We start from the raw sequence: 26,305 nt of genomic DNA, 5'->3' as shown, positions 1-26,305 counted from the left end.
CCTTTTCACCTCCGGTCTGCAAATTCAGAAATATATGCCAAATTACTATAAAATATACCAATTATGATTATAGCAAATCGAAAAATTAAAAAATGTTTCTCTTTAAGAGTGGAAGGAAAAAGAGGAAACACTTTATAAACCTTAGAGCTGTAAGGCTTTAAAAAAAATATAAAAAAATTTCATATGCATTTTTTGTGAAAAAATGTTTCCTCTTTTTCCATTGAAGTAAAAATGGAAACACTCAAAATCCTTGATACAACAACGTATCTTTCTAATTGATTTGTAGTTACGCGCGCGACTTGAGAAAAACGTTTCCTCTTTTGAACTTTTATACGCGCGCGACTTGGGAAAAAAATATTTTTATTTATATGTTTTCTTTTATTGTTTTCAGAGGAAACCTTGATATATAAGAGGTTGTTTAAGTTGATTCTATTGATATGTGCGCGCGACTCGGGAAAAGTGTTTCCTCTTTTGTGCGGAAGATATCAAGCATTGTTTCCAGGACGGTGTGTGAACTAGGAAAAGTGTTTCCTCTTTTTCTTGTTATGCGCGCAACTTGGGAAAAATGTTTCCTTATGGTATAGAACTAAACTATACGATTTGAAACTCTAAAGTTAGTACAATATTATTAGCTATGTGGGGATTCTTGGAATAACATATTAAATTAAAAAAGCTAATACCAATTTTAGGTGGGAGATGAATGTCGGTAGGCGTAAGCCTACGTTTTTTGTATAATAAAGAAATCATACAAGAAAGCGAAGTACAATCTATGTTAATCAATAAGACATATAAATTTCGCATCTATCCAAATCAAGAAAAACAAGTCTTAATTGCGAAAATCATTGGTTGTAGTTGTTTTGTATTTAATCGTTTTCTTGCTATGTGGGACAATACTTACAAAGAAACAGACCGGCGCATGGAAGGTTATCTACAACCTGCATGAATGGGAGGGGAACTATGGACCAGTTAAAACAACTATTTCAAAATACGCTCTTGGTTGCGTATCCACTATTTCAAAATACAGAGAATAGTGAACGTATTTTTAATAAATGGAGTGGACTTTGTACATTAATAAATACTGATTTGAATTATATAGACGACCCGTTGTACACATCGGTATCTTTTAAAAAACTCGCAAACTGGATATCTTACAAGGAATCTCAAGGCGTTAGTATTTTGGAAATTGTGGCTCAGATAGAGGTATATCAAAATGAGATTTTTGATTTACTTGCAGATAATATTATAGATGAATTTAAAATTTTATTAAGAATACCTAAACAAAATGAAAAAAATACAGAGCAACAACAGAAATTTATAGAACATAGCAGTGCTGGATTTATGTACCATCTAACAGATACAATTGCCAAGAATAATTTTACAGAGGATAAAGAATTGAATGCACATATCGCAGAACTTCCAGATAAAAACAACAGCCTTGTAGTTGTATCCTCAAGTTTTAATGACGGAGATATAAAACTCAGAGGACAAGAGGAATTGAATAGATGGAATACATTAGTGGATTCCACCTTTGTAGATAGAGTAATGGATGATTTGACTGCTGATTGTCTCGATATAGTTACGGAAATTTGGGTGAAATCAGCGGAGTCAGAAAGCACCTCTGTGCAAATAGGGTACGAGGAAATATTAGAAATGTGTAGTATGAAGCAGATAAGAAACGGAAAATCATATTATCGTAAAGAAGATCGTTTAAAGATTATGGAGCGTTTAGCAGTGCTTGCAAGTATTTTTATCTATGTAAATGAAGATAATGAAATTGTTATATTAAATGATGATGATCCAAATGATGCACTGTCCTATAAAAAACAGCGTATTCGTAGATTATTTGTTATGGACGATATTGTAATTGCTAAGGACATTCATACAGATAAGATGCTAGGGATTGAAAGCATGAATGTGGCTCCAGGTGCATTTTTATCTAAGTACCTATTTGGTTCTGAAAAATTGACAGGTTTGTTATCAAAAAAAGCACTTGAATACAATAGTAAACAACAACGATATCACAAAAGATTAACTAGATATCTAAGTTGGAGATGGCGAATCCAACAAGCTTATCAACATTTAGTGCATCCATATTCTATAGGCGGCCCAAAAGGATTATTAAGCGTTATGGGAGTTAGTATGAATCGTAATCCCGCAAGAATTAGACAAATATTTGAGAAAACATTAGACGATTTAATGAGGGACGAAGTTATAAAAGAGTGGAACTATCAGCCACGAATTGATGAAGATAAATGTATAGGTCGTAACTGGCTTGAAAATTATTGGTTAAACCTTAAGGTTACCATTACACCGACCGATGAGTTAGTCAAATTACAGCAAGAGTTGGTGCAAAAAAAGAAGTTGCCTCTGAAAAATAAAGTAATAGAAAGTCCGATTGAAAAAAAGGTAATAGAAGGTAGTGGTAGAATAGAAGTTAAACCCTTATCAATTCAATTAGACTCTCATGAAAATATTAAAGAGATTAGTTGGTATAAACAGATGATTTTACAATATAAAGATGAAAATAAATCTAGTCTAAGGGATATTGCGAGAGAAATAGATATTTCGCCATCTAATTTGTCCAAATTATTAACTGGTAAAAGAAAAAAATTGAGTGAAGAAACTAAGAAAAAACTAGATAAATGGATTGAAAGACAAGAAGTAGTGAATTTGTTATGATGGGTGCATTGAAAAATTATCGCGATGAGCGTATATCGGTTCCTGTTGAACAGTTAGTTCCATAAGATCATTTTCTTCGGGAGATTGAAGCGACTATTAATTTTGATTTTATCGAGGAAAAGTTAAATCCTTATTATTGTGAAAATAATGGTCGCGTCTCTATTCATCCTATCATCTTATTCAAGATGATGTTTATTGGCTATTTTTACGGTATTCAATCTGAACGTCAATTTGAGAAAGAGATTAAAACTAATATTGCGTGCCGTTGGTTTCTAGGGTTTCCTTTATCTGATTCGGTGTTATACCACTCCACAATCAGTTGGAATCGTCGTACATTGATGACAGATTCAACTCATGTAGAAAGCAAACGAAAATTTTTACACAAAGTAAAAAAGAACGCCCTAAATTATATATGGAAGAGTTAGAAGCGACAGTTATAAAAGATAGGGAAACACATGAAAAAAAGAATTAAAACCAAGAAAGGAACGTGATATCCCAATCAAAAAATACATGTAAGTACAACTGATCTAGATAGTGAATTTTTAATGCGAGATGGAAAATCGAACGATTTTTATTTCTTAGATCATCGTACAACGGATGCAAAATATAATGTGATTACAGATACATTTATTATAGCTGGAAATATAGTGGATTCCAAGCCATATTTAGCACGCCTTCAAGCTCAAGTTGATAAATTCGGATTCAAGGTTGAAGCTGTCGCGCTTGATACCGGCTATTTTACAAGTTATATCTGTAAGAAATTATCAGAACAGAATATATTTATGATGATGGGGTATCGCTGATTTGGAAAACGGAATCAAAAAGTAAATTTAAATATGAAAAACAAACAAATGTATTTGCTTGTCCGATGGGATGTATTTTAGAATATGCGACAACAGATCGTGAAGGATATCGTCCGTATAAGTCGAATCCAGAAGACTGTGCTGTGTGCCCAATACGTAGGGATTGCTTCTCAGCGAAAAAAAGTTATCACTCACCATATTTGGGAGAAGTATAAAGATATTGCTAGAAAAAATAAGTTAACAACCACAGGAAAAAGACTGTATAAAGTACGCTGTTTTACAATTGAACGGAGTTTTGCGGATGCCTAAGAGTTACATGGCTATTTTTCTAACTTCTATCATTATTTATTGTTTTCATTTGCTAAAATCTACAAAGATGTCAGAGTTTCGGCAACCCTAAAGGATTTCCCGAAACTCTGGAAGTAGTTAATTTATTATAAATTAACTACTTTGTGTTAAGTATGAATAGAGCCGTATTAGTTATAGGAATGCCTCTGCTTATAAGGATTGATAAAATGGTGATTGGACAACCTATGTTACTTTTAAAGAACACCGAATGATTGCTTAAACTATTCATTAGGTGTTCTTTTTTGTTGTTGCTTGATAAGTAAATGAGTTATCAATTAGACTTTATCCTGTTTTCTTATTTTCACATCGAAATTTTTAACATCATTTTCTCTCCTTTTTGGTATTAAATGCGTATAATTTGTATATTATCTTCAAAAAGGTGCTATAATGATTGTAAGGAGGGATTGAAATGCAACCATTTGTACCTTTAAAACTACCTTTTGAAGAAGGGATAGTGAATCCATTAACATTTTTAAATGAACTTATTAGTGCAAATACAACTATCGGTCAGTATCAAGTGATGCTTAATAATTCAAAAATTAGTAAGGATTTATTAATTTATCCGTTAATGCTTCAAGAAGCTGTGCAATCAACAAAAATTGAAGGAACACAAGTGACATTAGATGAAGTGTTAGAAGTAGAAGCGCGGTCTAGAAAGAATAACCAGGATACACAAGAAGTATTTAATTATTCTAGAGCATTGATGCAAGGAAAGAGATTATTAAATAGCATACCTATATCTACTAGGATGTTTAAGAATTTACATGAAATACTATTGTCTAATCAGGTAAGAGGAAGTAATCGTTCGCCAGGTGAATATAGAAAAATTCAAAATTTTATAGGTCCAGAAGGATGTACAATTAAAACGGCCACATTTGTTCCACCAGAACCACAACTGGTAGATGACTATATGAATAACTTGGAAATATATATAAATAGTGATGAAGAAGATCTAAATCATCTAGTGAGAATTGCTATTATTCATGCGCAGTTTGAAACTATTCATCCATTTTTAGATGGAAATGGTAGGATTGGCCGTATTTTAATACCTCTGTATCTATATAATAAAGGTGTTATTGACTATCCTAACTTTTTTGTTAGTGATATTTTAGAAAAAGATAAACATAAATATTATCGTTATTTAAATGAAGTACGGTTTAAGCGAGATTGGAATCAATGGATTCGTTTCTTCTTAAAAAGTGTAAGTATACAAGCTCAAAAAAATATTCGTTTTATAGAAGAATTAAACGAATTATATAAAACGGATTTAAATACAGCTTGTAATTTAATTACAAACAATAGTATTAGAAAAATTGTAGATACGATGTTTAAACACCCAGTATTTACAACTAAATTGATGATAGAACTTACAGGGATTAATGATAATACATGTAGACGTTACTTGAGTATTTTGGAAAAAGAAGGCCTTATATTCTCTAATGAGAGAAAAAGAGCAAAGACTTATTATTATTATAACTTGCTTGATAAGCTACGTTAAAAAACACAATACATCTATAGAGAGAGCACCGGAAAATTTTACAAAAAGAAGATGAGTACCTATAATTAGAGGGGTATATTCTTTTTAATTTCTTCATATTGGTAGGTATTCTGTTACCTACTCAAAATAAATAAAGTTTCAGCAATTTTCTATGAATAACCTGTTTTAGGTATAAATAAATCAAGTACTTGTTATCATTGTATTTTTCTTTCTTCAGATAGTATTTTTCAAGCTGGTTTTATAGTTTTCACATAATAAAAAGCACCTCATAATGGAGGCTCTTTTTGATCAGTTTCTTCTATTTAGAACGAATTTTGTCTGTTTTCACTTTTGGATATACCTTTGATAAAAAATCACATACAAAAAAGACTTCACCTTGCGGAGTAGATTTTTCATGCAAAACTATTATATTTATCATTGATAATAGAGTAGAGCATTAATTGTAATGTTTTTATTTTTTCTCTACTTATAACATCTACAAGGTATTGCGTTTGAGAATTCTCATTCAATATTTTTCCTAAATATCTATACATGAAGCCATGAATAAGAGAATAGCAATAGTGATTAGTATCAAAGTGTATAGATTGCTTTGAAGGATATTTACATGGAAAAGCACCAATAAAAAACATAAAACTAATCATATGCGTTAGTACAATGTATTTTATAATTCGATTAAATAAGTTGACTTTATATAGTTTGAGTTGAGGTAGAATAACTATTAGTAAAAGTATAAAAAGAGAGAAGAAAAAGCTATAAAATTTAGTTTACAAAATGGTTCTAAAATAAAAAAAGTCTTTGATTACATTGGCATAAAAAATTTAAAAGAGGCTGCTAGAATAATGAATACGGATAGTACAACAAGAAAAATGTCTTGGAAAAATATTGATTTCTCCACGCTTGACTTTATCTTTGAATAGTTAATTAAATTCTTTGATAGTTGAAGACTTGAGATAGAGGAACCAAGGTCTTTTAAAATCTCCTAAAATTCTATAATTGCAAGATTAATTCTAGCTACATTTTTCGCTTCATTGAGTGACATGAGATTATAGATCTCCCTTAAGTTTTACCGATATTATCCATTGGAAAAATGGTTTATATTAATAGCATAGAGTTTTGCAGTTCACTTAGTATTCAGAATGTTATCATATGGTGGTCACAACTTACGAAAATTGTTTTGTTATAGTAAATAATATCAATAGTATATATGATGATGAGAGCCGTCTTATATATTGTTGATACCCCATTCGGAGAATAGATTTTTACGTTAGGGAAGGGTTTCCCTTCCTTTGAGCGTACAGCAAAGTTAGACAGATTCCGTTTCGTCTGACTCTGCTGTACGTTGAAAGGTGCGGAAACACCGAATGTGTATTTAGTTACTAACTTCATTTTCTATTAGTCGCTTAATAATGTGAAATATAGATTGTATATATGTTCAAAACAAGAGTTTTTATAATGAAAAAGAGAAATATATATACTCAAAATTTAATATTGTTGTTATGCTTCTTAATCCTTGTGCTTTATTTTATAGATGCTATGACTGCTTAGGACATTGTAAAAAGGATGTTTGGATTTAAAGTAACAGATGAACTTGAAAATCGGAAAAAATAAAATACTGATGATGTTTTTACACTGTTATAATGAAGGGTCTAATTTTTTTAGGAAATGTTGTTAGTAGTATTAACTAAATAGGGTAATAGGATGATATAGGGTTTTGGTAAAAGAGCAACTGATGTTGAACTGCACCCCAATTGTTAGACACAGTCTAACAATTGGAGGTGCAGTTTTTCTATGGCTAAATTTACAGCTGATGAAAAAATACACATCGTTCTACGTTATTTGAATGGAAATGAAAGTTATCGAGAAATGGGTAGATCGCTCGGTATAAGTGACACAATCATTTTGAATTGGGTAAACCAATATAAACAGAATGGTCTGGAAGCTTTTCTAAAACGATGTACAAATTATACACAACAATTTAAACTAGACGTACTAAACTTTATGATTGAAAACGGTATGTCCTTATTTGAGACGGCAGCTATCTTTAATATTCCTGCCCCTTCAACGATTTCTGTTTGGAAAAAACAGCTCGAAACACAAGGAATTGATGCCCTTCAATCTAAGAAAAAGGGGCGTCCATCCATGAAAAAAGATTCAAATAAACAATTAAAACAACCTTTAGCTGAAGGGTCAGTCGAAGCACTTGAAGCACTTGAAGCACGCATTAAACAGCTTGAGATGGAAAATGAGTACTTAAAAAAGTTAAATGCCTTAGTTCAAAACAAGGAAAAATCACAAAACAAGACAAAGCGCAAGTAGTCTATGAATTAAGGCATAAATATTCGGTGAAGGCACTTGTGGAGCTAGCTACTATTCCTCGAAGCACGTATTATGATTTAGTAAAGAAAATGAATCGTCCAGATGTAGATGCCGATTTGAAAGCTGAGATTAAAGCGATTTATGAGGAAAATGAAGGTCGTTATGGTTACCGTCGCATTCGTGATGAATTAACGAATCGTGGCCAGAAAGTGAACCACAAGAAGGTTCAGCGCATTATGAAAGAGCTTGGGTTAAAGTGTGTCGTGCGTATGAAGAAATATAAATCCTATAAAGGAAAAGTCGGTAGAATCGCACCTAATATTTTAGAGCGTAATTTTCATACAGATGCACCGAATCAAAAGTGGGTAACAGACATCACAGAGTTTAAATTGTTTGGAGAAAAACTGTATGTATCACCTGTATTAGATTTGTATAATGGTGAAATTATTACCTATACAATTGGTTCTAGACCGACGTATTCGCTTGTTTCAGACATGTTAGAGAAAGCATTAGAACGTTTACCTGAAACCCACCAGCTACTGATGCATTCGGATCAAGGATGGCATTATCAAATGAGACAGTACGTCCGGACACTTGAATCAAGAGCTATCGTCCAGAGTATGTCTCGAAAAGGCAACTGTTACGACAACGCAGTAATAGAAAATTTCTTTGGGATTATGAAGTCGGAGTTCCTCTACATAAAAGAATTTGAAAATGTAGAGCACTTTAAAATAGAATTAGAAAAATATATAGATTATTATAATACGAAACGGATTAAGGCAAAATTAAAAATGAGCCCGGTACAATACCGGACTCACTTTTATCAAGCTGCCTAATGAAATAACCGTGTCTAACTTTTAGGGGTCACTTCATGTATGGTTGCTCTTTTTTTATTATGTAAAAATTACATAGGTGGTGATAGTATGCATAATGAAACCACTAACTGTGCAAGAGATTAATTACGCTATTTGAACAAGATAAGATTGTAAAATTTTATAAGTATGGATATTGGTATAAACATATACGCTTGAAAGTATTGGAACGTGATAACTATGAGTGTCAAGAATGTAAGAGGTGTGGTAAGTATAGCAAGGGTCGTAATGTGCATCACATCAAAGAATTGAGAGGAAGACCAGACTTAGCTTATGAATTATCCAACCTTGAAATATTATGTATTTAATGCCATAACACAGAACATAAGAAAGAAGAGAACATAATCAAACGTGGTTGTGTACTTGATGACATAGAAAGGTGGTAAACAATCATGGGGATATGCAAAAGGGAATAAGATTTTTCTACTATCAATGAATGGTGTAAAGAAGATGTGTGTAATTTACACCATTCAGAACAAGAAACATTAATGCAGTTCAAAGCTGATGTATATCAAACGTATGTGATGATACATCACGTACACAATCCACAAGCATATAGGAAGATATCATTGCAAGCTGTTAAGGACACATTTAATGCTGAATGGTTAAAAACTTATTGTAAATTAACAAGAAAAGAAGTAGAACAAATTATACATTATGCAGAAATGTTTTTTAAAAAGCAATCCAATAAAAAATAAATTTAGAAATCTTCTTCTACATACCCCCGGTCAATTTTTGAAAAAGAAATTTCAAGGGGTGCGGAAACGCGGCCATTGCTACTGTTTTCGGTAAAGAATGTTTATCAAGTTGGTAGAAATAAGCTTAAGGACCGATGAAAAAGAGGATGGAGTTTAGTAGATTCAATGACTCAGCCGCCAATGAGCTGAGGGGAAGCTTCGGCATATGCAAATCAAGTTAATAAAAATAATCGTGTATTGACAGACGAACAAATACAACAGGCAAGAATGAATGGTTTAAGAAATTGAAATGGGATATAGAAGCGATAGAGCCGCCTATTTTATCAGCAGCAGAACGTAGGCGTAGAGGGAAAGAGGTGTCTTATTGGAATCGATTATGATTATATGAGTGAATGTTCTGTTTTTTTGATGTCGGTTTTAAAATGAGAATCCTAGGTCTATAAGGGCTAGGGTAATGGTATTACAGCTCGATTTATTTGTGTATTTATTTTAGGCGTAAGAGCAGTTAACAAAAGCTAACTGCTCTTTGGTTTTAACTTAATTTTAGATGTGTCTTCAACTGTATACTTCTCACCAGAATTTACAGTAGCAGAAATTCTTTGTTGCTCATTTCCAGCGATATGTCCATTTATATAAATTTCATGTATTGAGAAATCTGTTGAGAAAGTCATTTTATCAATTACAACATCTAGATTTTTCTCTTTTTTAAAGTAGCCAATGGTTAATAGCTCGGCTGTTATTTTTGTTTTTGGCCATTCTTCTTCAAGAAATTCTTTTGGCGTGAAACGATTCATACCAATATAAATGAATAGAGGGGGAACAATGAGAAAAACAAAAAATACAACCCCGTAACGTAATAAGTTTCTTTTCATCAAGCGTCACCTACAAATGAAGTTTTATTTAATTAAGTTAATAATTTGCATGTTAAACCACCATCAACCAATTTACTATCCATTTAGGTGACAATAGTATTACAAATTTGTAAGGCTTATTAGAAAAATTGGCTCAATGCAAAAATAAATAAAATAGTTATCTTATAGAAAAGAGGGATAGTTATGAGAAAAGTAATAAATATTGCAAACGTAGCGAGTGATAAGCCAATTTTTGTAGAGGTAGTCAAAAAAATGATTGATTCTCAATATGAGTATTATGTTGCAGATATTAAAGTTGAGGTCAAATATAGTATTTGTCAGATGAATGAGGAGGATGTATCGTGAATGCGATAGAAAAAAGAATGCATATTTTAGATTTGAAAAATCAGTATTGTAAAAAGTGTAAGCACAATGTAGCACCGTATCAATATTATAAGGTAGAGAAAGAGTTAACTAGATTAAATAAAAAATATTTGGTGGTCAGCCTAAACGGAGAGAAACCCCATACGAAAAATGAGATAACAGATGTAAACAAGCAGTTGTTTTATATGAGCGAAGGGTGGAATATGGAGTCATTGCAAAGCAGGTAGGTTGTCATGTGAGCGATTTGTATAGAGAGCTCAAAGAGCGTGGATTACTGAAACCACCAAAATAAATGAAAAGTTAAATTATAGGGGGGAGTGCAATGAGGGAATTGGATAGAGGAATTTTTGAATACTATTCCGACAGCAAAAATTTTTTAGAATGGATTTTACGCACGTATAATGGAAGTAGGTGAATCATCATTTGTTTGACTGTCTGAATGAAAGACTATCAGAAATTAGAAGAAACTGCGTATTTAGAATATAACTTAGACAAAACAAAAGCTGAATTAAAAACGCTGGATTAGTGGTGATTTGCAAGATGTACGTTTAACTGCTGAATCGGAAGGTTCGAAGGACTTGATCATAAAATAATCAAGTTGAAATACAGTGATGGATTGACGTTAGCAAATATTGCGAGTGAACTTAATTATAATCCGAATTATATCAGACGGAGACATGTTGAAGTAATGAAAATTGTCAAGTTTATAGATGCATTATAATGTGACTTTTTTGTGAGCTACATTTCGGTCACAGAAACCCTTGGGAAAATACTTTATAGTAATATCATAGAGTTTTATAGTTCACTTCGTATTCAGAATGTTATCACATGGTGAACATAACATATTGGAATCGATTTGTTATATTGTAATTATCCATAGTATGTATGTAATAAGAGCTATCTGTATACTGTTGGTCCCCTGTTTGTTCTATAGTTTTTTTGAACTAGCCAGGGAAGGGGTTTCCCTTCCTTTGAGCATATAGCGAATTTTACTAAACATGAAAAGTTGTATGCTGAAAGGTGTGGAAACACCACAAAAAAATAATGTCGGCTTCCAGCTAACAAGGGTAAGAATCTTAATCTTTCTATCTTTAAATCATCAATTGTACATCTTTTAAAAAGTTCGATGTATTTTCCATAGTCCAAGAGTGGAGAATACATCGAACTTTTGTCCTGTGTAAGAGTAGGATAATACGAAGGTTAAATTTTAAAAAAATAATGATGATGTGTAGGCGCTGCAACATTTGTAGCGTCTTATTTGTTATTAAGGAAAGATAAGCGCAAACGTATTGCATTTTAATAGGAGAAGGAGTGAAATAAATATGAAATGTTCATATTTATTTACCAACATGGGGCTGGATATTGATGTGTAAGTAGTGAACATGGAGGGAACCAAAAAGAATGGGCTGAAAGCATTGAGGAAGTACCGATTATGCCGGAATACTTTGCCTGATGAGCGTGCGCAACAGATTGTTACGATAATTACCAATCGATGGAACATACAGAGGGATTTCAACAGTATGCATTTATTTGGAAGGTAGAAAATACTGTAGACAAGCTAAATTGCATCGAAAAACAAATTCTTCGTGAAGGATATATGACCGCTGATAAACATAACTGGGTGAGAATGTCACGGAAGTTGACTGTTTCCAAAACGATTTATTATGGACACCGTGATAAATCGTTTTAAAGTCTAGCGAAAAAACTAAATATTGCTGTGCATTATTAGTTTTTCTGAAAAAAAGGGAAATTCAAGAATCACACATGCATTTTATGTTTTATAGTGAAAGTTTCAAGAAGATCACCCCACGGAAATGTAGCTGTATGTTGTTTCTTGATTACACTAAGCGCCCAGGTAAGGACAATTGATTATAGTTTACTCACGATAAACGTAAGTAAGGGTCCAACCAACGAGGAAGAGGGTTTCCCTCTCTTTGAGCCGAGGAACCCCACGTTAGTTCTCCTGTTAATGGATATCCAATTTTAATTTCCTCAGTTCAAAGAGGTGTGAACACTTCATATATTCGAGCGGCGTAATAGCGTTGTTTTTTATTGCTCCACTATGTTGTTATACAAGTTATTATATTGAAAAAAGAAATGCAACTGAGGCTTACAAACAAGCTGGGTACTCATACAAAAACGATAACGTAGCTGGAGTAGAGGGTAAAAACTACTAAGAAATCCTAAGATTGAGCGATATGTCAGAGAGCATATGGAAGCTATTCAAAGTCCTGTTATTGCGTCACAAGAAGAGGTGCTAGAGCATTTGACGAGTGTTTAAGAGGAGAAAGGTAGGGTTCTTAAAAGACCTCGTATGAGTAAATCGAAGAACAAGGAAGGAAAGTGGATAGAATATGAATCTTATGATGAAATCACCGTCTATCCTCAAGGCCAAGATATTATTCGGACTGGAGAACTTTTAAGGAAAAGGTACTTGATGTGGACGGAGAAAAAGAGGTTTCCATCACAGTACCAACATTTATTGATGACGTACCGGTGAATGACGATGAATAAAGCACCAGTAAATGTACAACATACAATTAACTTCTGTGAAGTCATTGGGAAGGGCTACAACCGCTTTTGACATTCTAAGAACTTCTATCGGGTCTGCAAAGGCTCACGTGGTTCTAAGAAGTCGAAAAACACGGTAATAAACCTCACAAAAAGGCTCATGCAATATCCCTGAGTCAACATCTTGATTGTTCGTAGATTCTTCAATACATTAAAACAATCTTGTTACACCAATTTTAAATGGGCTGTTAACCGCCTGAAGATAAGGCGTCTATTCAAGTTCAACGAATCCATGCTAGAAATAACATACAAGTCAACTGGGCAAAAAATTTTATTTCGCGTATTGGATAATCCGTTGAAAATCACATCTATTACAGTTGATGTTGGGCGTGGTTTGAGGAAGCATACGAAATTGAAGACCAGCATAAGTTCGAAACGGTTGTTGAGTCTATTCGTGGTTCCTATGATTCACAAGACCTCTTTAAACAGATTACTGTGACATTCAACTCGTGGAGTGAAAATCATTGGTTAAAAGCTTATTTCTTTGATGAAAAAACACAGGCGTATGAAACGTTTGCTATTACACCGACCCATAAGTGTAACGAATGGTTAGGTGAACAGGATATAGCTCGATATGAGAGTTTGGATACCAAAAACCCTCGACGAGCGAAAATCGTTTGTGATGGAGAATGGGGCGTAACTGATGATCTTGTGTATGAAAGATTCCAAGTAAGAGATTTTGATATCGATGAAATACGTCAAAGGAAAGATGTACAAAGTGCCTTCGGATTCAATTTCGGTTATACCAATGATCCAACTGCTTTATGTTGTTCATTAGTAGATATATGAAATGAAACGATATACATATTCGACGAGCATTATGAACATGGAATGAGCAATAAACGAATTGCTAAGATGATTCAAGATAAAGGGTATGAAAAAGAAAAGATTACTGGGGATTCTAACGAACCGAAAAGTATTGATAAGATTAAGTCCCTTGACGTAAGAAGAATAGAAGGAGCGCGTAAGGGTAAAGGCTCCATTAAAAATGGGATTCAGTTCATTCAAGGCTTTAAGATTGTCATTCATCCGTCTTGTGTTGAGTTTATTAAAGAGATTTATAACTATATTTATGCAACAGATAAAAAAAAAGGAAAGAAGCTGAAGTAGATGGCATACCTGTTGTCAAAGTCATTTCTAGGCGTTTAGGAGCAAACTTCATTGTATGTCATAAATCCGCGACAATTACCCCTATTAAACTCTCTGAATACCGTATTCATTTAGACCCTGTGTGTGTTTCTGGTTCCCTTGCAGAAGTTGATGCATTCGTTATGGAAAATAAGAAGGATGCAATCTATGTTCACAAAAAGAAAGAATCTAGCACAGTAGTGGAGACGCAAAATCTAAGTAATAGAGGGCTTCGGCTCTCTATCCTCTAGGGAGGCAACACGTGATCACAACAAAAGATAACGCAAAGAAAATTATTCGTATGCAGGACAGCAAGCAAGACAAACTCATTAAAATGTTTATCCTTGATGGTAGACTCCTTTATCCGCAGATATATCGGAAATGACTTCAAGCGTGGTTATCCATCAAATTATGAGATTATCGCGATTAGATTAATAGGTTACCATCTATTATCTACAGATGAAGACAAGCAAGATGTTGTGAAAAGTGAGCGGTTAGGTTCAAGTAATATTATGTATGCAACGGATGAAGATCAATAACGGTGGCACTTGTTAAAAGATTTAAGAAAGAGGCTGAGAACATTATACGATTCAGAGGAAGATTAAAACGATTAATGAAGCGGTTTGGGTCTCAGGTAACGGTGTATCGAAAAAAGGGAAAAGTTCTGATCCGTATAATCGTGGCAAGTATCAAAAAGTATCTACATTGGAGGGGATCGTTGATGAAACGTTACAGGGTGGAAAAGTTGGTATGACTTATCAGAAGGTTACAGAGGATACAAGCGCTGTGTTGTATTGTGATCCAACTGATATTCAAAAAGGGGACGTAATCGCCACAAACAACAAGTATTACAGTGCGAAAAAGGTATCGAATCCGATGAACGTGGATAATCATTTAGAAGTAGCGCTAGAAGAAACGGAGATCAAAGTCGATGGTCTTGGACAAGCTTTGCGATTTTCCTCAGTAAGATGTTATGTCGGATTGTATCAAAGTCATCGATGTTGATGTGGGGAGCGTTTTGGTCGGAATCCGTAGGAATTTGGGCAGAAATCAGCCTCAAAGATAGCTTCCAATATGAGTTTTAGCGCTCCTTGGACCACACGGTCCCGTATACACGGGATTTGTAGTGTCCGCATTTTGCCGTTTGCTTTTGGGATTTCTACTTTACGATTAGCTTGTGGTTGATATGTTCCAGCCTGCAGTTCTGCCTGGATGTTCTTTAGAAACGGCATAACTCCCTTTAGCTCTATATCAGTGAAACTTTGACCGTCGATACCTGGGGCACCTCCGTTTTTCCTCGCATGCTGATATGCTTCATGAAGGGTTTTTAGTTTGGTAATGTGGGAAAATAGTCCCAAAAACCGATGCGTAGGTTCAGACTTCGCCTTTTGATAGATTCGTCGCCTTAGTCCCTGCAAAGTAATAGATGTTTTTGTCATGGCACCCTTGCCTCCCCGCGCGTTTTGCTGCACGCAGATCTCCGGTACTACGATCCGTTCCGCCACCGGAATTGCGTGTAACGAGGCTACGTCTACGTTCATTGTACGTTACAACCTGGAGATTTGCCCACATACCTTTTGCATGTGATGTCAGAGGGCTTCGCCATGTCGTTTTCACTTCATGGCGCCTCTCAGGCTACGGGAGTTGAGTCTATTCTCCCGATTGGACTTTCACCAACTAGATAATGTTTCCTTATCTGGACACGCCAATTTGCCAACGTAAAGTATATAACTCATGTACCTGGTCCATCGGAAACCATTCCAAAAGTATATTCGTCACGTACACGTTTAATCCCGCTACAATTTCACTTTTCTCTGAGTACGTTCTATTTTTAGATTTTTCTTTTTCCACGATCTTTGCTCGTCGTTTTTACAGTTGTTTTTCTCCAATATAAGCATTTTTTAATTCAAATGTTTCCCCAGGGTATAGTTGTTTCAAAATATGTTTCACATTGATTTGTATATATTCCGATTGTTTTTTAATTGCACCGTTTTTAAAATATTCTGGGCTTGGATTTTTCATATATACATTCGTGTTTAATTTTAAACGAGAAATATAGTATGTACCTCGTTGATCCATTTGATCTAAGTCTTCCAATGAAAAATAGCCCAAATCACGAATACCTAAATCTCCTGGTCGTAAGGTATCTAAACACTCCGTACCAAATGTCTTGTCATTATTTTTTCCGGGTCCAACTTGAAAGTTAAGAAATTCCCCACTATGCAGATCATATTCTAATTGAATTTTGATTCCGGCTGTTTGAGCACATCCCTCAGACCCTGGATATATATTCTCTAAAGCATTTGGCACTTGAAATACGGTGGCATCTAGAATACGGATTCGGTGGAAATGAGAGAAGAGATGGTTAGAAATTTTTGTTTGTTCACATACTTTTTGTTGTAATAAGAAAGAAAAAATATGTTGTAAAAACAAAACTACTTTTGCATTTAAACTTTTATTTAAGCCCTCAGGGCTGATTAAAGTACCAGTAGCTGCATGAAGTCTACTACATAATTGGACTAAGGGATCACTTGCTACCCGTTGACTGATCCAAATACAAATAGTAGCTAAATCTGATCCAGAAAACTTACGCTTTCGCTTTATAAATCCGACTTCTCTTGCAAGTTCTTCTAAAAATACAAGTGTAACATATCGTTTTAATTCTTTCGCGAATGGTTGTAGTTCATCTTGAATCGAGATATCCATAAGAAAACATCATCCTTTCTAATCTAGTTTATTTAGAAAGAATAACGTTTTTTAGTACTTGAGAGTATTAAAATCTCTTAAGCTGATAAGCAAGGTCTTCGACCCTAAAAACAAAAAAAGAATCTTGTTTTTTTAAAACAAGATTCTAATGAATTTACATTTGTTCTTTCCTTTTTCCTACTTTCCATGCTAGGAACAAAATTGGCCCTGTTACTAAAACAGCTGTAAAAATACCCATTAGTGTTCACCACCCTTACTAAACTGGCCTACTAGTACTTATTCATAATTTTACCATAAACACAAAACAAATCAGACGGATAAACATATACATATCTTGGGTTCAATATTGAAAACATAAAAAAAACCGTATACACAAAATTTTAAAAAAGTATATGACTAACATCAAAGCTAGATTATATTCTTTATCAGTTAGAAGGTTTTAAAGGAATAATTTTCGTATTCACTAACTTAGTAGATTCTGATTCTGAATTTGTTAAACTCCTAAATTGTAATTCTGGTTTTGAAGTTATATCATATGTCTTTACAATTAAATTCGTTCCATACTCAATTTTAAAACTTCCTGATCCTTTTAATCGAATGCTATCCGGATCATTAGGAGATTGAATTGCACCATATTTATCTCCTGCTCTATCCAAAAAGTGGCTTAATTTAGAGACAACTGGATTTATTCTATAACCACGGACACCCTGATTAACATCTGCAAATAAATCTACGTTACCTGATGTAGATTTTTTTTCAAAATAAACTTCAGTCTTATATATTTTTCCTTTTGGAACTTTAACAGGTTGTGAAGGGGCAGTAATTGTATTAGTCTCACTCTTTGTGTTCGTGCCAGTATGAGAAAAATTATATTCAAGACTTGCTTCAACTTTTCCTTCAGCTACAAAAGGAATACCAGCACTTCCTGATACTTTTAAACCTGTTTTAAATCCATTTTGTATTGAAGTACTTGTTGTATTAGTAATAGCCTGAGAAAATATACTAGTATTATATGTTTGATCCTCATTTGTTTCATTTGAAAATGTATTAGAACCAAGATATAGAGGTAATATATTTGTTACATTAGTTTCTTTAATATTTATTCCTGTATAATTAACAGTACCATTTGTTGCTAAACCTATCTGCGAAATAAATGGACTATTCTTATTTATAGAGTCAACTATTTGATCCAGAGTCTTATCAATATCTTGTAGTGCACCTTGTTGTCCAAAATTTTTATATTGTAAATTTTCATTACTCTGAATCTGATCTGCATAAACACTATTAATAGTACCACCTAATAATATACTGACCACCATACCACTAATAATCAATTTCTTATTCATCTAAAATCACTTCCTTTTCATTTAATTAAAAGTACAACCAAAGTGCTAACATAAAACCCACATTAAGGATTATTTGTACCATAACAATACTGCACGTTTTTGTTACAAATCGAATAAATACGATTGAACCAAAATTATTCTAAAAGTAATTTGGGGTATTTTGTATTAATACTCCTTTTCAGGGGATGAGCAAAAACATTCTTTATAGAAAAACACCTCCTAATAAATTTACTTGCCACAATTCCTAACACCCATACTGAAAGCGTTTACTATTAAATATTAACACATTAGGAGTGATATCTATCAAAAAGCAAAAATGTTTCACATTAACTTCACAGAAGTGTAATTTTCTAGATTTCTTCCATGTTTTTGGGCGTGAGTGCTGGCTAGTCGTGTGGGGGCTAAACTCCACATAGCGTTGATCTGCATGGAATAGAAGCAATATCTTGAACGGAAAAATTGACGATTCGGCTGGTACAATTACTAATCCAAGTCGTGCTACCTAAATCCTCGTTTTTGGTACATTCCGCTTGGCAATATGCCCATACCTGTTCCTTGCAAAACTTTTAGCCTTTATATAGGGAGTGAGAAGAGAGAAACTTTAAAAAGTGGTAAAAACGCTTATATATCAATAGTTTCAGAGATTTCTAACCGTATCAAATTTAATCCGGTTAGAAAAAAAAGAAAAGAGCCCTTAATGGCTCTTAGTTAAAATGATTTTTGAGGTAATTTTTTAAGTATTGGATTATCTTTCATTTGTTTTTTAAACATCAAAATTAAATGCTCTTCTATAGGGGTCACCATACATGCCCATCAATTTAAGAACAAAAATAAAATGAGCTTTCGTTCAAATCAACTAAAAAACTCATAACATACTTTTTATTTTTAAAAATACGCACACCAAATAAACTCTAACGAGTTTCATTTTTAAAATTATGCAGCTTTCCTTTGCTTTCTAAACCCATTATACTCATAGATAACACCCATAATATCAAAGATTGTTTTTTTCTCATATCGGTGAGATTTCCGTCCATTCTTCTGTAGGAGGGCAAACAGACGGATCAGGGTCTTTGTTATGTCTTGGGTGTTTTTCTGTATCGCTTGATATAACAGCGATACATGATCTTGAATCATTCCAATGGCTTTATATTCACTTAATTCTCTTTTGTTCTTTTGCAACAGAAGTTGACGCATCTTAAATATCGTAGAAGAACATATAAAAATGGCAATGAGCTTTCCATATACATGACACTCTAATCGTTCTTTTCTGATAGTTTGCCAGTGATGAATTTGAAACAAAGATTTCCATGTTTTAAAGATAACTTCTATTTGCCAACGAAGAGAGTAAAAATCATGTATTTGTTCCATCGGAACAATCTCTTCAGGCGTATTTGAGACATATATGTTTATACCAGTTAATCGTTTACTCTTTTCTGAAAACGTAATTCCCTTTTTACTTTCTATATAGATTTGTTTTTTTCTACGTTCCTGTATCTGTTTGTCTGTTAAACGATAGATAATTACACGGATGAATAGTTTTTGATTCTTTCCAATGTAAGCTTCTTTTATTTCATATGTTTGACCGGGATTTAAATTGTTCATTATGTGTTCTAAGTCAACTTGGATATACTGTGATTGCTTTTTTACAGTCCCGTTTCGAAAGTATTCTGGAAACGGATTTTTTATATACACGGTATGGTTTAATTTTAATCTGGATATATGGAAAAAGAAATTGTGCTCTTTTTAAAATAGTTTGACATCAATTCGGTTAGTCTATATATTTAAAAATGTCTGTTATTTGTTTTAATTCATTTAGTTTATTTGTGCGCTCCAATTATGGAGCCTTTTTTGTAGGTTTTTCTTTACGTAGGTAATTTTTTTGATTTACGAATATATTTGTGAGATTATGTTTATGACTAAATGACTTCAGGAAAAGTTCTCAATAGATATTGGGAGCTTTTTTATGCAATTAATTAGAAAAGTAAAAGCACCTATTATTAAGTTAGCATAATAGGTGCTTTGTTTTTATATGGACCTTGTAGGACTCGAACCTACGACTGGACGGTTATGAGCCGTCTGCTCTCACCAACTGAGCTAAAGGTCCACGAATGGGACTATAACATGATACTCAAAGAAAAAAACACTCGTACGAGTGTTTTTTTCTTGTGTTACATGATAAGAAGTTTTGTTTTCCAATCCATATTACATATACAATATAAAAACAGCTCACTAATAATATACCATAAAAATAGGATTCAAGCGATAGAGAGATATGTACTCCAAAACTACGTTGATGGCAGCCGGTCCCAACAGGGATAAGGGATATCGGCGTTTGAATGAAATGAATATGCGAGAAAATGTACAAACAATACTATATGATGTCAGGTTTCTTGCTTAGAATTAAAAAAATTGCAGAGAGGAAACATTATTATATTGTTTGTGTGCGCTATCATTATTGTGGAACGTATATTCTGAAAAAGGAGCTGAATTTTATGACAAAGGTACATGTAAAAGATGTAGCAAAAGATTCAGGATAAGAAAAAGCGTTAGAGGAAGCTCTAAAGAAATTTGAAAAACAATTCGGCAAGGGAACCATTATGAAACTAAGGGAAAAAGCTGAGCGAAATATTTCGGTTGTATCAAAAGGCTCTATAGGATTGGATATTGCATTAGGAGTAGGAGGATAACCGAAAGGTCGTATTATTGAAATCTTCGGTCTCGAATCTTCAGGGAAGATAACAATAGCATTACATGCAATTGCAGAAGTGCAAAAACAAGGTGGAACTGCGGCATTCGTTGATACAGAACATGCGCTTGACCCTGTGTATGCAGAAAAGTTAGGTGTTAATATTGACGATTTATTATTATCGCAACCAGGTATAGGGGAACAGGATTTAGAAGTTACAGAAGCATTAGTGAGTAGCGGCACTGTTGAAATTGTTGTAATAGACTCTGTGGCAGCTTTGGTTCCACAGGCTGAGATTGATGGGGAAATGGGAGATTTTCATATGGGATTGCAAGGGAGATTAATGTCACAAGCTTTGCGAAAACTTTCAGATCATATTAGCAAACAAAATTTGATTGTTATTTTTTTAAATCAAATAAGAGAGAAAATAGATTGTACTATTATTACTAATAATGAAACAACTACTGGAGGCAGGGCGTTAAAATTCTATTCTACAATAATAATAGATGTACGTAGAAGCGATCAGATTAAAACCCCTAAATATAGCCAACCTACAGGGGATATTACAGAATTAAAGGAAAGTTTAGGGCAAGGTGGTGAGAAAGTAAAGCGGGTTTTGAAAGAAAATAAGCAAATCAGTTATGAAATCTAACAGGGGGTTAGGAATCATTATGCAAATGAATCTTAAGTGTAAATGACAGGATTTTTGGCAGGAGAATATACATATAATATTTTTATATAAACCCCTCTTTACACAAGTTAAAAGATGGTGTGGGGATGCTATTTATAACTATATTATTCTGTTGATTAATGGGAATTATATGATCAGTTTGCTGATGGATATTTCAATATGAGGGAACAGAAAGTAAATGCAACACAACTAAGCCCAGAACTCCAAATGTTGAATCAAATGTTTACGGTACTAGCGAATCAAGAAATAGAGCAAAAACGCCTGAGCAAAGAGGTTACTGAAACAAAAGAGAAAGTTGAAAACATTAGTGAGATTGTCACTCTTAACACGACAGATTGGCGAAAAGAAACAACAACTTTATTAAATAAAATCAGCTCTAAATTGGGTGGATTCGAGATATATCGTAACATCCGAAATGAAAGTTATGACATTTTAGAGCAGCGGGCCAATGCTAATTTAAGCATCCGAGTTACAAATAAACAAAAGAAAATGGCATTAGAAGGTGTACAGAAGTCGCGGATTAATAAAGTGTCCAAGCTAGATGTAATTAACGACGATAAACGTCTCCTTGAAATCTATTTAGCGGTGGTAAAAGAAATGGGATTAAATATCAAGTGAAGGTTTTGTAAGGGGTTTCTTTTAGAACATAAAAGAATCCCTAGAGAGTGTGCGCTAGGACTTCCGTATAGGCTTTATGTTGGGAGATTATAGTTCCAACGCAACAATCTTAACATGAATTACATGTATACACACCCCGAAAATCAGACATAAGGAGAGGAGGATACGAAATGTATGTCGTGATTTAGTTAAGGAAATCCATAATATTCACATTGAAAATGAGGAGGAAGAAAAATGAAAATACGTGGTCAGGAATGGCTAGATATGGAGCCAGAGCAAAAACGCAGATTAATCAGACGTAAAGTTGTCGAGAACCGGAATAAATTCGCTGAGAAGCAGTGGGAATCACTGGTTTTAAAAGATACACAAACGTTTTGGCAATGTACAAAAACATGTCGTCTGTCTGATAAAGTTTTAGCGAAATCGTAACAAACAAGTTAAGTAGCAAGACGTTGTAATACAAATTCAAAGTTTGCAGATGAGGAAACTAGTGATAATTACTAAAAAAGAAACCCATTGCAGTGGGTCACTTTGAAAAACACAAGAATAATCAGTATATCACATAACAGGAGGAGAATATACATGAGTAGACCATATGAGGTAATTGCAAAAACAACAGAATTAACCCGTGGAGAATGGCTAGAAATTCGTCGCCAAGGTATTGGTGGGTGAAGATGGAATTTACCATAAGCGGGGATACTTTTGTCACCACAGGCGGTATCTACGAACCGCAGTTGTCTGAATTTAGAACGTGGATGGATCAGAAGGGTTGGTATTACGGGGTGAGGTAATGAATGTTGGCGTACTAGGGTGAGAGATTGTATAAACAATTTGTTTGTTAGTGTAGACAATTTTTTCTTAAGTGAGAGGGTACTTTCTATTGTTATAGAAGGTACCCTTGGTATATCAATGCAGATGGTGCGTCTTATCTTAAAATAGGTTTGTTCCTGGGGGAGGAGCGTCTAGTTTAAGGGTTATGTCTACAGGTTTATGAAAATTTAATTACACGGAAATTATACTTGTCACGTATGTCTCTGATGTCGAGTTTTTCTCGGTCATTAGTATGACCTGTCAGATAGACTGTTTCTGCATCTTTTTTAACAACAAACATTGCATGAGAGTATCTTTTTTCAGATTTTTTTTGTAGTTGAATAACATCTCCAACTTCAATATCTCTCATAATATCTAATTCATTTGGTTGAATTACTTTCTGGGTTTTGCTCCAATAAGTATAAAAATCTCCTACGTTAATCCATGTACTGGATACTGTAAAAATATTATCGCTTTGTTTTTTGCTATACCAATAATTTTTTTTTGAATCGACACCTTCAGAGGCAATTGTTTCTGGTTTGTTCTCTCCTAGTCCACCTGCCTTTAAAATTTGTGATATATAGTTCATACAGTCATTTGGATCATATTTTTTATATTCAGGGTTCCTTTTGCCCCACCATTTGTGTGCATAAGCGAGTGCAGAGTCTATATCAAGTTTTTGGTTAGTGACTGAATTATTAGCTTTTAGTACAGATTGTTGTTCGTTACGTTCTTGAAAATTGTTCACTTTGGTATTAGGATTGGCCTCTGTAGCCGCTAGTGATGTAATAGGGGCTAAACTTGTTAAAGATAAAGCGAGTGCAGCGGTCGTTACTAGTAATTTTTTTTTCATCGTTTTTCCTCCTGGGTATGGGTATTTTGTGCGACCTAGTATTCTTGTAAACACATAAAAAAACCTCTACTCAAAAAGGAGTAAAGGTTTTTTTGCACTACAAGCAAATCGTTGGAATGTAAGCTCTTTTACCGACTTAGGGGTTTATTCCACTTCATTACATACCTCTCCCTCGTTGAGTTTTAGCACTGTACAGCATAGGTTTGAAACCAGCTACATTAAGAAGGGCCTTCTCTCCGACCGTTCCTGTTGACCCATTGGCATCTCTCGATATTTTTGGGCAGCAGCGTTTCTCTATACAGGAGCCTCACCTAACAGAGACTATTTAGTTGCACTTCAAATGTAAACGCTAATATATAGAAATTCAACAGTTTTATTTATGAATTTTTTAGAAAATGAAAGATGTAAAACATAGTAAATCCCACAGGGTAAGCGAGTTGCAGTATATTTCATAGAGTTTTGTGACAAGATTATTGTCAACCTACCATTTACTTGTAAGATTATTTCACTAGACTTGTAGGTATTTTCCACTTGTATATGTCACATATCACTAAGGTTATGATAGGATATTTTCGTACAAACAGACGGTATTGTGAAGTGAGGTAAAGTTTTATAGGATAAGGTCTATAATTGTTAAGGGAATCATAGGATATAATTAACGTGAACAAAACTCATATACATGTAAAGAAAAGAGCTCTCCTTGGTCCAGAGGGCTCTTTTGCATGAGGAACTTTGGAATTGGCATTGTTAGTATATGATTGCCTGCGTACAATATGACAAAAAAATAAAAAGACATCTCCCTCAATTGAAGATGTCTTCGTTCTATAACTATAGACAGGTGTCAATTATAGATTATGCAGTTTACGTATATTCTATACCATAATAAATTACTCTATAGCCCCTACTTATTTCATCATTATGAATCTGTAAACCGCTCCCATGCGCTCTCCTGATAAACACAGCTAAGATGTCATAAAAGTTGTTGGCAAGCGCCCGATCTTTCACAAGTGTTGGGATGTGCAAACCAAGTTTTGCGCACGGATAAGTATTTTAACTTTTCTTTTATATCTCGTCAAGTTAGGATTGTATGTTTTTCTATACAAAGAGCCTATGGTTATGGTTAGATAATACAGGCTTTAGTCTTAGGTATTTGAAGTTACTAGGCTTGTTAATAGGGGATAAAACTATAAACTGAGCAGTTTTTCTCCAAGTTTAACGATAAACACGATAATTACTACAATTGCCAGTAACTTCAATGTCACATATGTTACTTTAAATATGACTTTACAGAAAACGTAAATGAGCAGACCTAACAGAATAAACATTATAATGCCCATATAGATTACCTCCAATAGTTTCTCCTCACGATATTGGGAAGTCCTTTCATTCTACTCTCCTTCCGGTATGTATGGAAGCTAATAAGGTTACATACAGAAAAGAGAATATCTCACTTAGCGTAAGATACTCCCTTTGTTTGATTATAGTCGCTTTTATTATATTGCATAAGGAATAGATATTTTTCAGGTGTAGGGATTAAACCTTGTGTTATTCCCCCACAATCCGCCCAAATAATTATCGTTTTGTATTGGAAATTATCGGATGTGGGAGGTCTTTTGAATGTAAAACCTAACTCCTTCGGTAGCAGTTACCAGAGGAGTTGTTGACAGCATCTCTTCTTTTATTTTAGATCTCCTTTTCAACTCAACTAATATTTATAACTATCTAGTCCCAACATCGAAAAGAACAATATAAGTAATTCCCCTTAGAAATAGCCTGTGTGTTATTTTTGTTCCTTAATCTGTATTTTTGCTGCTTTATAAAATTCTAGTTTTCTTGTATTATACTCTTTTGTATACGTATTAAATTTTTCTTTTTCTTTTTGCATTTCTTCAGTTGATTGATTTACCTCTTGTACTTTCTTACTGATTTCTTTTAACTTTGTTTCTTTTACTTTTAACTTCTTGTAGAGCTCTTTTTCAATTTTCATTGATTTTATATAGCTTTCATTCATTTTTTGAAAAGTATCGTAACGATTTTTGTAAGCTTCTGCTACTTTTTTTGCTTGTTTTTGCAATTTTTTATCTTTAATCTTCTCTACATTACTTTGAATGGATTCTGTTTTTTTCTGCGCTTTCTCTAATGCATCCTGTTCACTTTTTAATACTTGTTCACGCTTATCCACATTTGAAAAGGCTTGGTCTAATTTTTGTGCAACTGCCGTGTTATCCTCTTTTCCTTCTGTTATAATTTGAGCATATAATTCTTGACCTTGTTTTTCTAATGTTGCCAATTCTTTCGCATCTTCAAACAGCACTTTTTCTTGTTTAGTTGCATTTTCAAATGCTACAAATAAATTCCCTTCTGGCTTTTCACCAAAACAACCTGATAATAATCCTACTGAAAGCGCTCCAACTAGTACTATTTTTCTATAAGTCAACTTCTTTTCC

At 33.8% G+C, this 26,305-nt stretch carries 20 protein-coding genes, 1 tRNA gene, 7 pseudogenes and 1 riboswitch; of the genes and pseudogenes, 19 read left to right on the top strand and 9 right to left on the bottom strand.

The genetic code is table 11. The annotated features are described in order from the left end of the window. Positions 1-769: 769 nt before the first annotated feature. The 7 genes and pseudogenes from DN407_RS32850 to DN407_RS31430 form a co-directional block, all read left to right on the top strand. Positions 770-913, top strand: a pseudogene (locus tag DN407_RS32850) (helix-turn-helix domain-containing protein); the annotation flags it as partial. Positions 914-957: 44 nt separating this feature from the next. Further along, positions 958-2,679 carry a helix-turn-helix domain-containing protein gene (locus DN407_RS31465; protein WP_149217234.1) on the top strand — a complete coding sequence of 574 codons (1,722 nt, stop codon included), beginning with the start codon at positions 958-960 and terminating at the stop codon, positions 2,677-2,679. After that, positions 2,676-3,788: pseudogene (locus DN407_RS31460) on the top strand (transposase); the annotation flags it as partial. The gene DN407_RS31465 and the pseudogene DN407_RS31460, both read left to right, overlap by 4 nt. 445 nt (positions 3,789-4,233) lie before the next feature. Beyond that, complete coding sequence (locus DN407_RS31455; protein ID WP_481748659.1) at positions 4,234-5,328, top strand: Fic family protein; 1,095 nt, start codon at positions 4,234-4,236, stop codon at positions 5,326-5,328. A gap of 1,788 nt (positions 5,329-7,116) precedes the next feature. Next, positions 7,117-8,480 (top strand): IS3 family transposase gene (locus DN407_RS31440; RefSeq protein WP_149217232.1). Its coding sequence is split into 2 segments (ribosomal slippage): positions 7,117-7,579 and positions 7,579-8,480, totalling 1,365 coding nucleotides; the frame shifts between segments, so codons are not numbered across the junction. 266 nt (positions 8,481-8,746) lie between these two features. Further along, complete coding sequence (locus DN407_RS32680; RefSeq protein WP_255446581.1) at positions 8,747-8,824, top strand: hypothetical protein; 78 nt, start codon at positions 8,747-8,749, stop codon at positions 8,822-8,824. Between the two features lie 144 nt (positions 8,825-8,968). Continuing rightward, entirely contained in the window at positions 8,969-9,214 is a 246-nt protein-coding gene (locus DN407_RS31430; RefSeq protein WP_149217231.1) for a hypothetical protein, read from the top strand. A 515-nt stretch (positions 9,215-9,729) separates the two neighbouring features. Here the strand turns inward: DN407_RS31430 and DN407_RS31425 are convergent. Then, complete coding sequence (locus DN407_RS31425; RefSeq protein ID WP_149217230.1) at positions 9,730-10,086, bottom strand: phosphoglycolate phosphatase; 357 nt, start codon at positions 10,084-10,086, stop codon at positions 9,730-9,732. Positions 10,087-10,269: 183 nt separating this feature from the next. On the opposite strand from DN407_RS31425, the gene DN407_RS31955 reads away from it, so the two are divergent. From DN407_RS31955 to DN407_RS32655, 9 genes and pseudogenes are all read left to right on the top strand, one after another. Further along, a complete protein-coding gene (locus tag DN407_RS31955; RefSeq protein WP_179955864.1) occupies positions 10,270-10,431 on the top strand; it encodes a hypothetical protein in 162 nt (53 codons plus the stop codon). Continuing rightward, the gene (locus DN407_RS31420; protein WP_255446565.1) at positions 10,428-10,676 is read left to right on the top strand and encodes a hypothetical protein; all 249 of its coding nucleotides are present in this window, start codon (positions 10,428-10,430) and stop codon (positions 10,674-10,676) included. The genes DN407_RS31955 and DN407_RS31420 overlap by 4 nt, the downstream gene beginning before the upstream one ends. Positions 10,677-10,888: 212 nt before the next feature. Continuing rightward, positions 10,889-11,170 (top strand): annotated as a pseudogene (locus tag DN407_RS31415) (hypothetical protein). Positions 11,171-11,941: 771 nt separating this feature from the next. Then, positions 11,942-12,139 carry a hypothetical protein gene (locus DN407_RS32675; RefSeq protein ID WP_255446564.1) on the top strand — a complete coding sequence of 66 codons (198 nt, stop codon included), beginning with the start codon at positions 11,942-11,944 and terminating at the stop codon, positions 12,137-12,139. A 522-nt stretch (positions 12,140-12,661) separates the two neighbouring features. Then, positions 12,662-12,730 carry a hypothetical protein gene (locus DN407_RS33135; RefSeq protein WP_481748658.1) on the top strand — a complete coding sequence of 23 codons (69 nt, stop codon included), beginning with the start codon at positions 12,662-12,664 and terminating at the stop codon, positions 12,728-12,730. A 414-nt stretch (positions 12,731-13,144) separates the two neighbouring features. Continuing rightward, a complete protein-coding gene (locus DN407_RS32670; RefSeq protein ID WP_255446563.1) occupies positions 13,145-13,459 on the top strand; it encodes a phage terminase large subunit in 315 nt (104 codons plus the stop codon). Next, positions 13,372-13,809, top strand: a complete 438-nt coding sequence (locus tag DN407_RS32665) for a phage terminase large subunit (protein ID WP_255446580.1) — start codon at positions 13,372-13,374, stop codon at positions 13,807-13,809. Before DN407_RS32670 ends, DN407_RS32665 begins: the two co-directional genes overlap by 88 nt. A 42-nt stretch (positions 13,810-13,851) precedes the next feature. Next, the gene (locus DN407_RS32660) at positions 13,852-14,130 is read left to right on the top strand and encodes a terminase large subunit (protein ID WP_255446562.1); all 279 of its coding nucleotides are present in this window, start codon (positions 13,852-13,854) and stop codon (positions 14,128-14,130) included. A gap of 365 nt (positions 14,131-14,495) precedes the next feature. Further along, the gene (locus tag DN407_RS32655) at positions 14,496-14,687 is read left to right on the top strand and encodes a hypothetical protein (protein ID WP_255446561.1); all 192 of its coding nucleotides are present in this window, start codon (positions 14,496-14,498) and stop codon (positions 14,685-14,687) included. Positions 14,688-15,082: 395 nt separating this feature from the next. On the opposite strand, the pseudogene DN407_RS31375 reads toward DN407_RS32655, so the two are convergent. From DN407_RS31375 to DN407_RS31340, 5 genes and pseudogenes are all read right to left on the bottom strand, one after another. Beyond that, positions 15,083-15,587 (bottom strand): annotated as a pseudogene (locus DN407_RS31375) (group II intron reverse transcriptase/maturase); the annotation flags it as partial. Positions 15,588-15,849: 262 nt separating this feature from the next. Continuing rightward, a pseudogene (locus DN407_RS31365) lies at positions 15,850-16,854 on the bottom strand (IS4 family transposase); the annotation flags it as partial. 425 nt (positions 16,855-17,279) lie between these two features. Next, entirely contained in the window at positions 17,280-18,200 is a 921-nt protein-coding gene (locus tag DN407_RS31360; protein WP_149217229.1) for an ETX/MTX2 family pore-forming toxin, read from the bottom strand. Positions 18,201-19,133: 933 nt separating this feature from the next. After that, positions 19,134-19,925: pseudogene (locus DN407_RS31345) on the bottom strand (transposase); the annotation flags it as partial. Between the two features lie 305 nt (positions 19,926-20,230). After that, a tRNA-Ile gene (locus tag DN407_RS31340) sits at positions 20,231-20,304 on the bottom strand. Positions 20,305-20,737: 433 nt separating this feature from the next. Between DN407_RS31340 and recA the strand changes: the two are divergent. The 3 genes and pseudogenes from recA to DN407_RS31325 all read left to right on the top strand — a co-directional run. Next, positions 20,738-21,418: pseudogene (recA, locus tag DN407_RS31335) on the top strand (recombinase RecA); the annotation flags it as partial. 318 nt (positions 21,419-21,736) lie between these two features. Further along, positions 21,737-22,195, top strand: coding sequence for a hypothetical protein (locus tag DN407_RS31330; RefSeq protein ID WP_255446560.1), 459 nt, complete (start codon positions 21,737-21,739; stop codon positions 22,193-22,195). Positions 22,196-22,429: 234 nt separating this feature from the next. Continuing rightward, entirely contained in the window at positions 22,430-22,624 is a 195-nt protein-coding gene (locus tag DN407_RS31325; protein WP_149217228.1) for a hypothetical protein, read from the top strand. Between the two features lie 559 nt (positions 22,625-23,183). Here DN407_RS31325 and DN407_RS31320 read toward each other — a convergent pair. From DN407_RS31320 to DN407_RS31310, 3 genes are all read right to left on the bottom strand, one after another. After that, on the bottom strand, positions 23,184-23,858 hold the full coding sequence (locus tag DN407_RS31320; RefSeq protein WP_149217227.1) for an amidase domain-containing protein: 675 nt from the start codon (positions 23,856-23,858) through the stop codon (positions 23,184-23,186). 159 nt (positions 23,859-24,017) lie between these two features. Next, a riboswitch (M-box (ykoK) riboswitch) is annotated at positions 24,018-24,184 on the bottom strand. Positions 24,185-25,042: 858 nt separating this feature from the next. Then, positions 25,043-25,195 carry a DUF3985 family protein gene (locus DN407_RS31315; protein ID WP_149217226.1) on the bottom strand — a complete coding sequence of 51 codons (153 nt, stop codon included), beginning with the start codon at positions 25,193-25,195 and terminating at the stop codon, positions 25,043-25,045. 443 nt (positions 25,196-25,638) lie between these two features. Continuing rightward, positions 25,639-26,295, bottom strand: a complete 657-nt coding sequence (locus DN407_RS31310; RefSeq protein ID WP_149217225.1) for a YkyA family protein — start codon at positions 26,293-26,295, stop codon at positions 25,639-25,641. Between the last annotated feature and the right edge of the window lie 10 nt (positions 26,296-26,305).

Source organism: Bacillus sp. JAS24-2, assembly GCF_008274905.1.
GTDB lineage: Bacteria > Bacillota > Bacilli > Bacillales > Bacillaceae_G > Bacillus_A > Bacillus_A cereus.
This window is presented reverse-complemented; position numbering and strand designations above follow the sequence as displayed.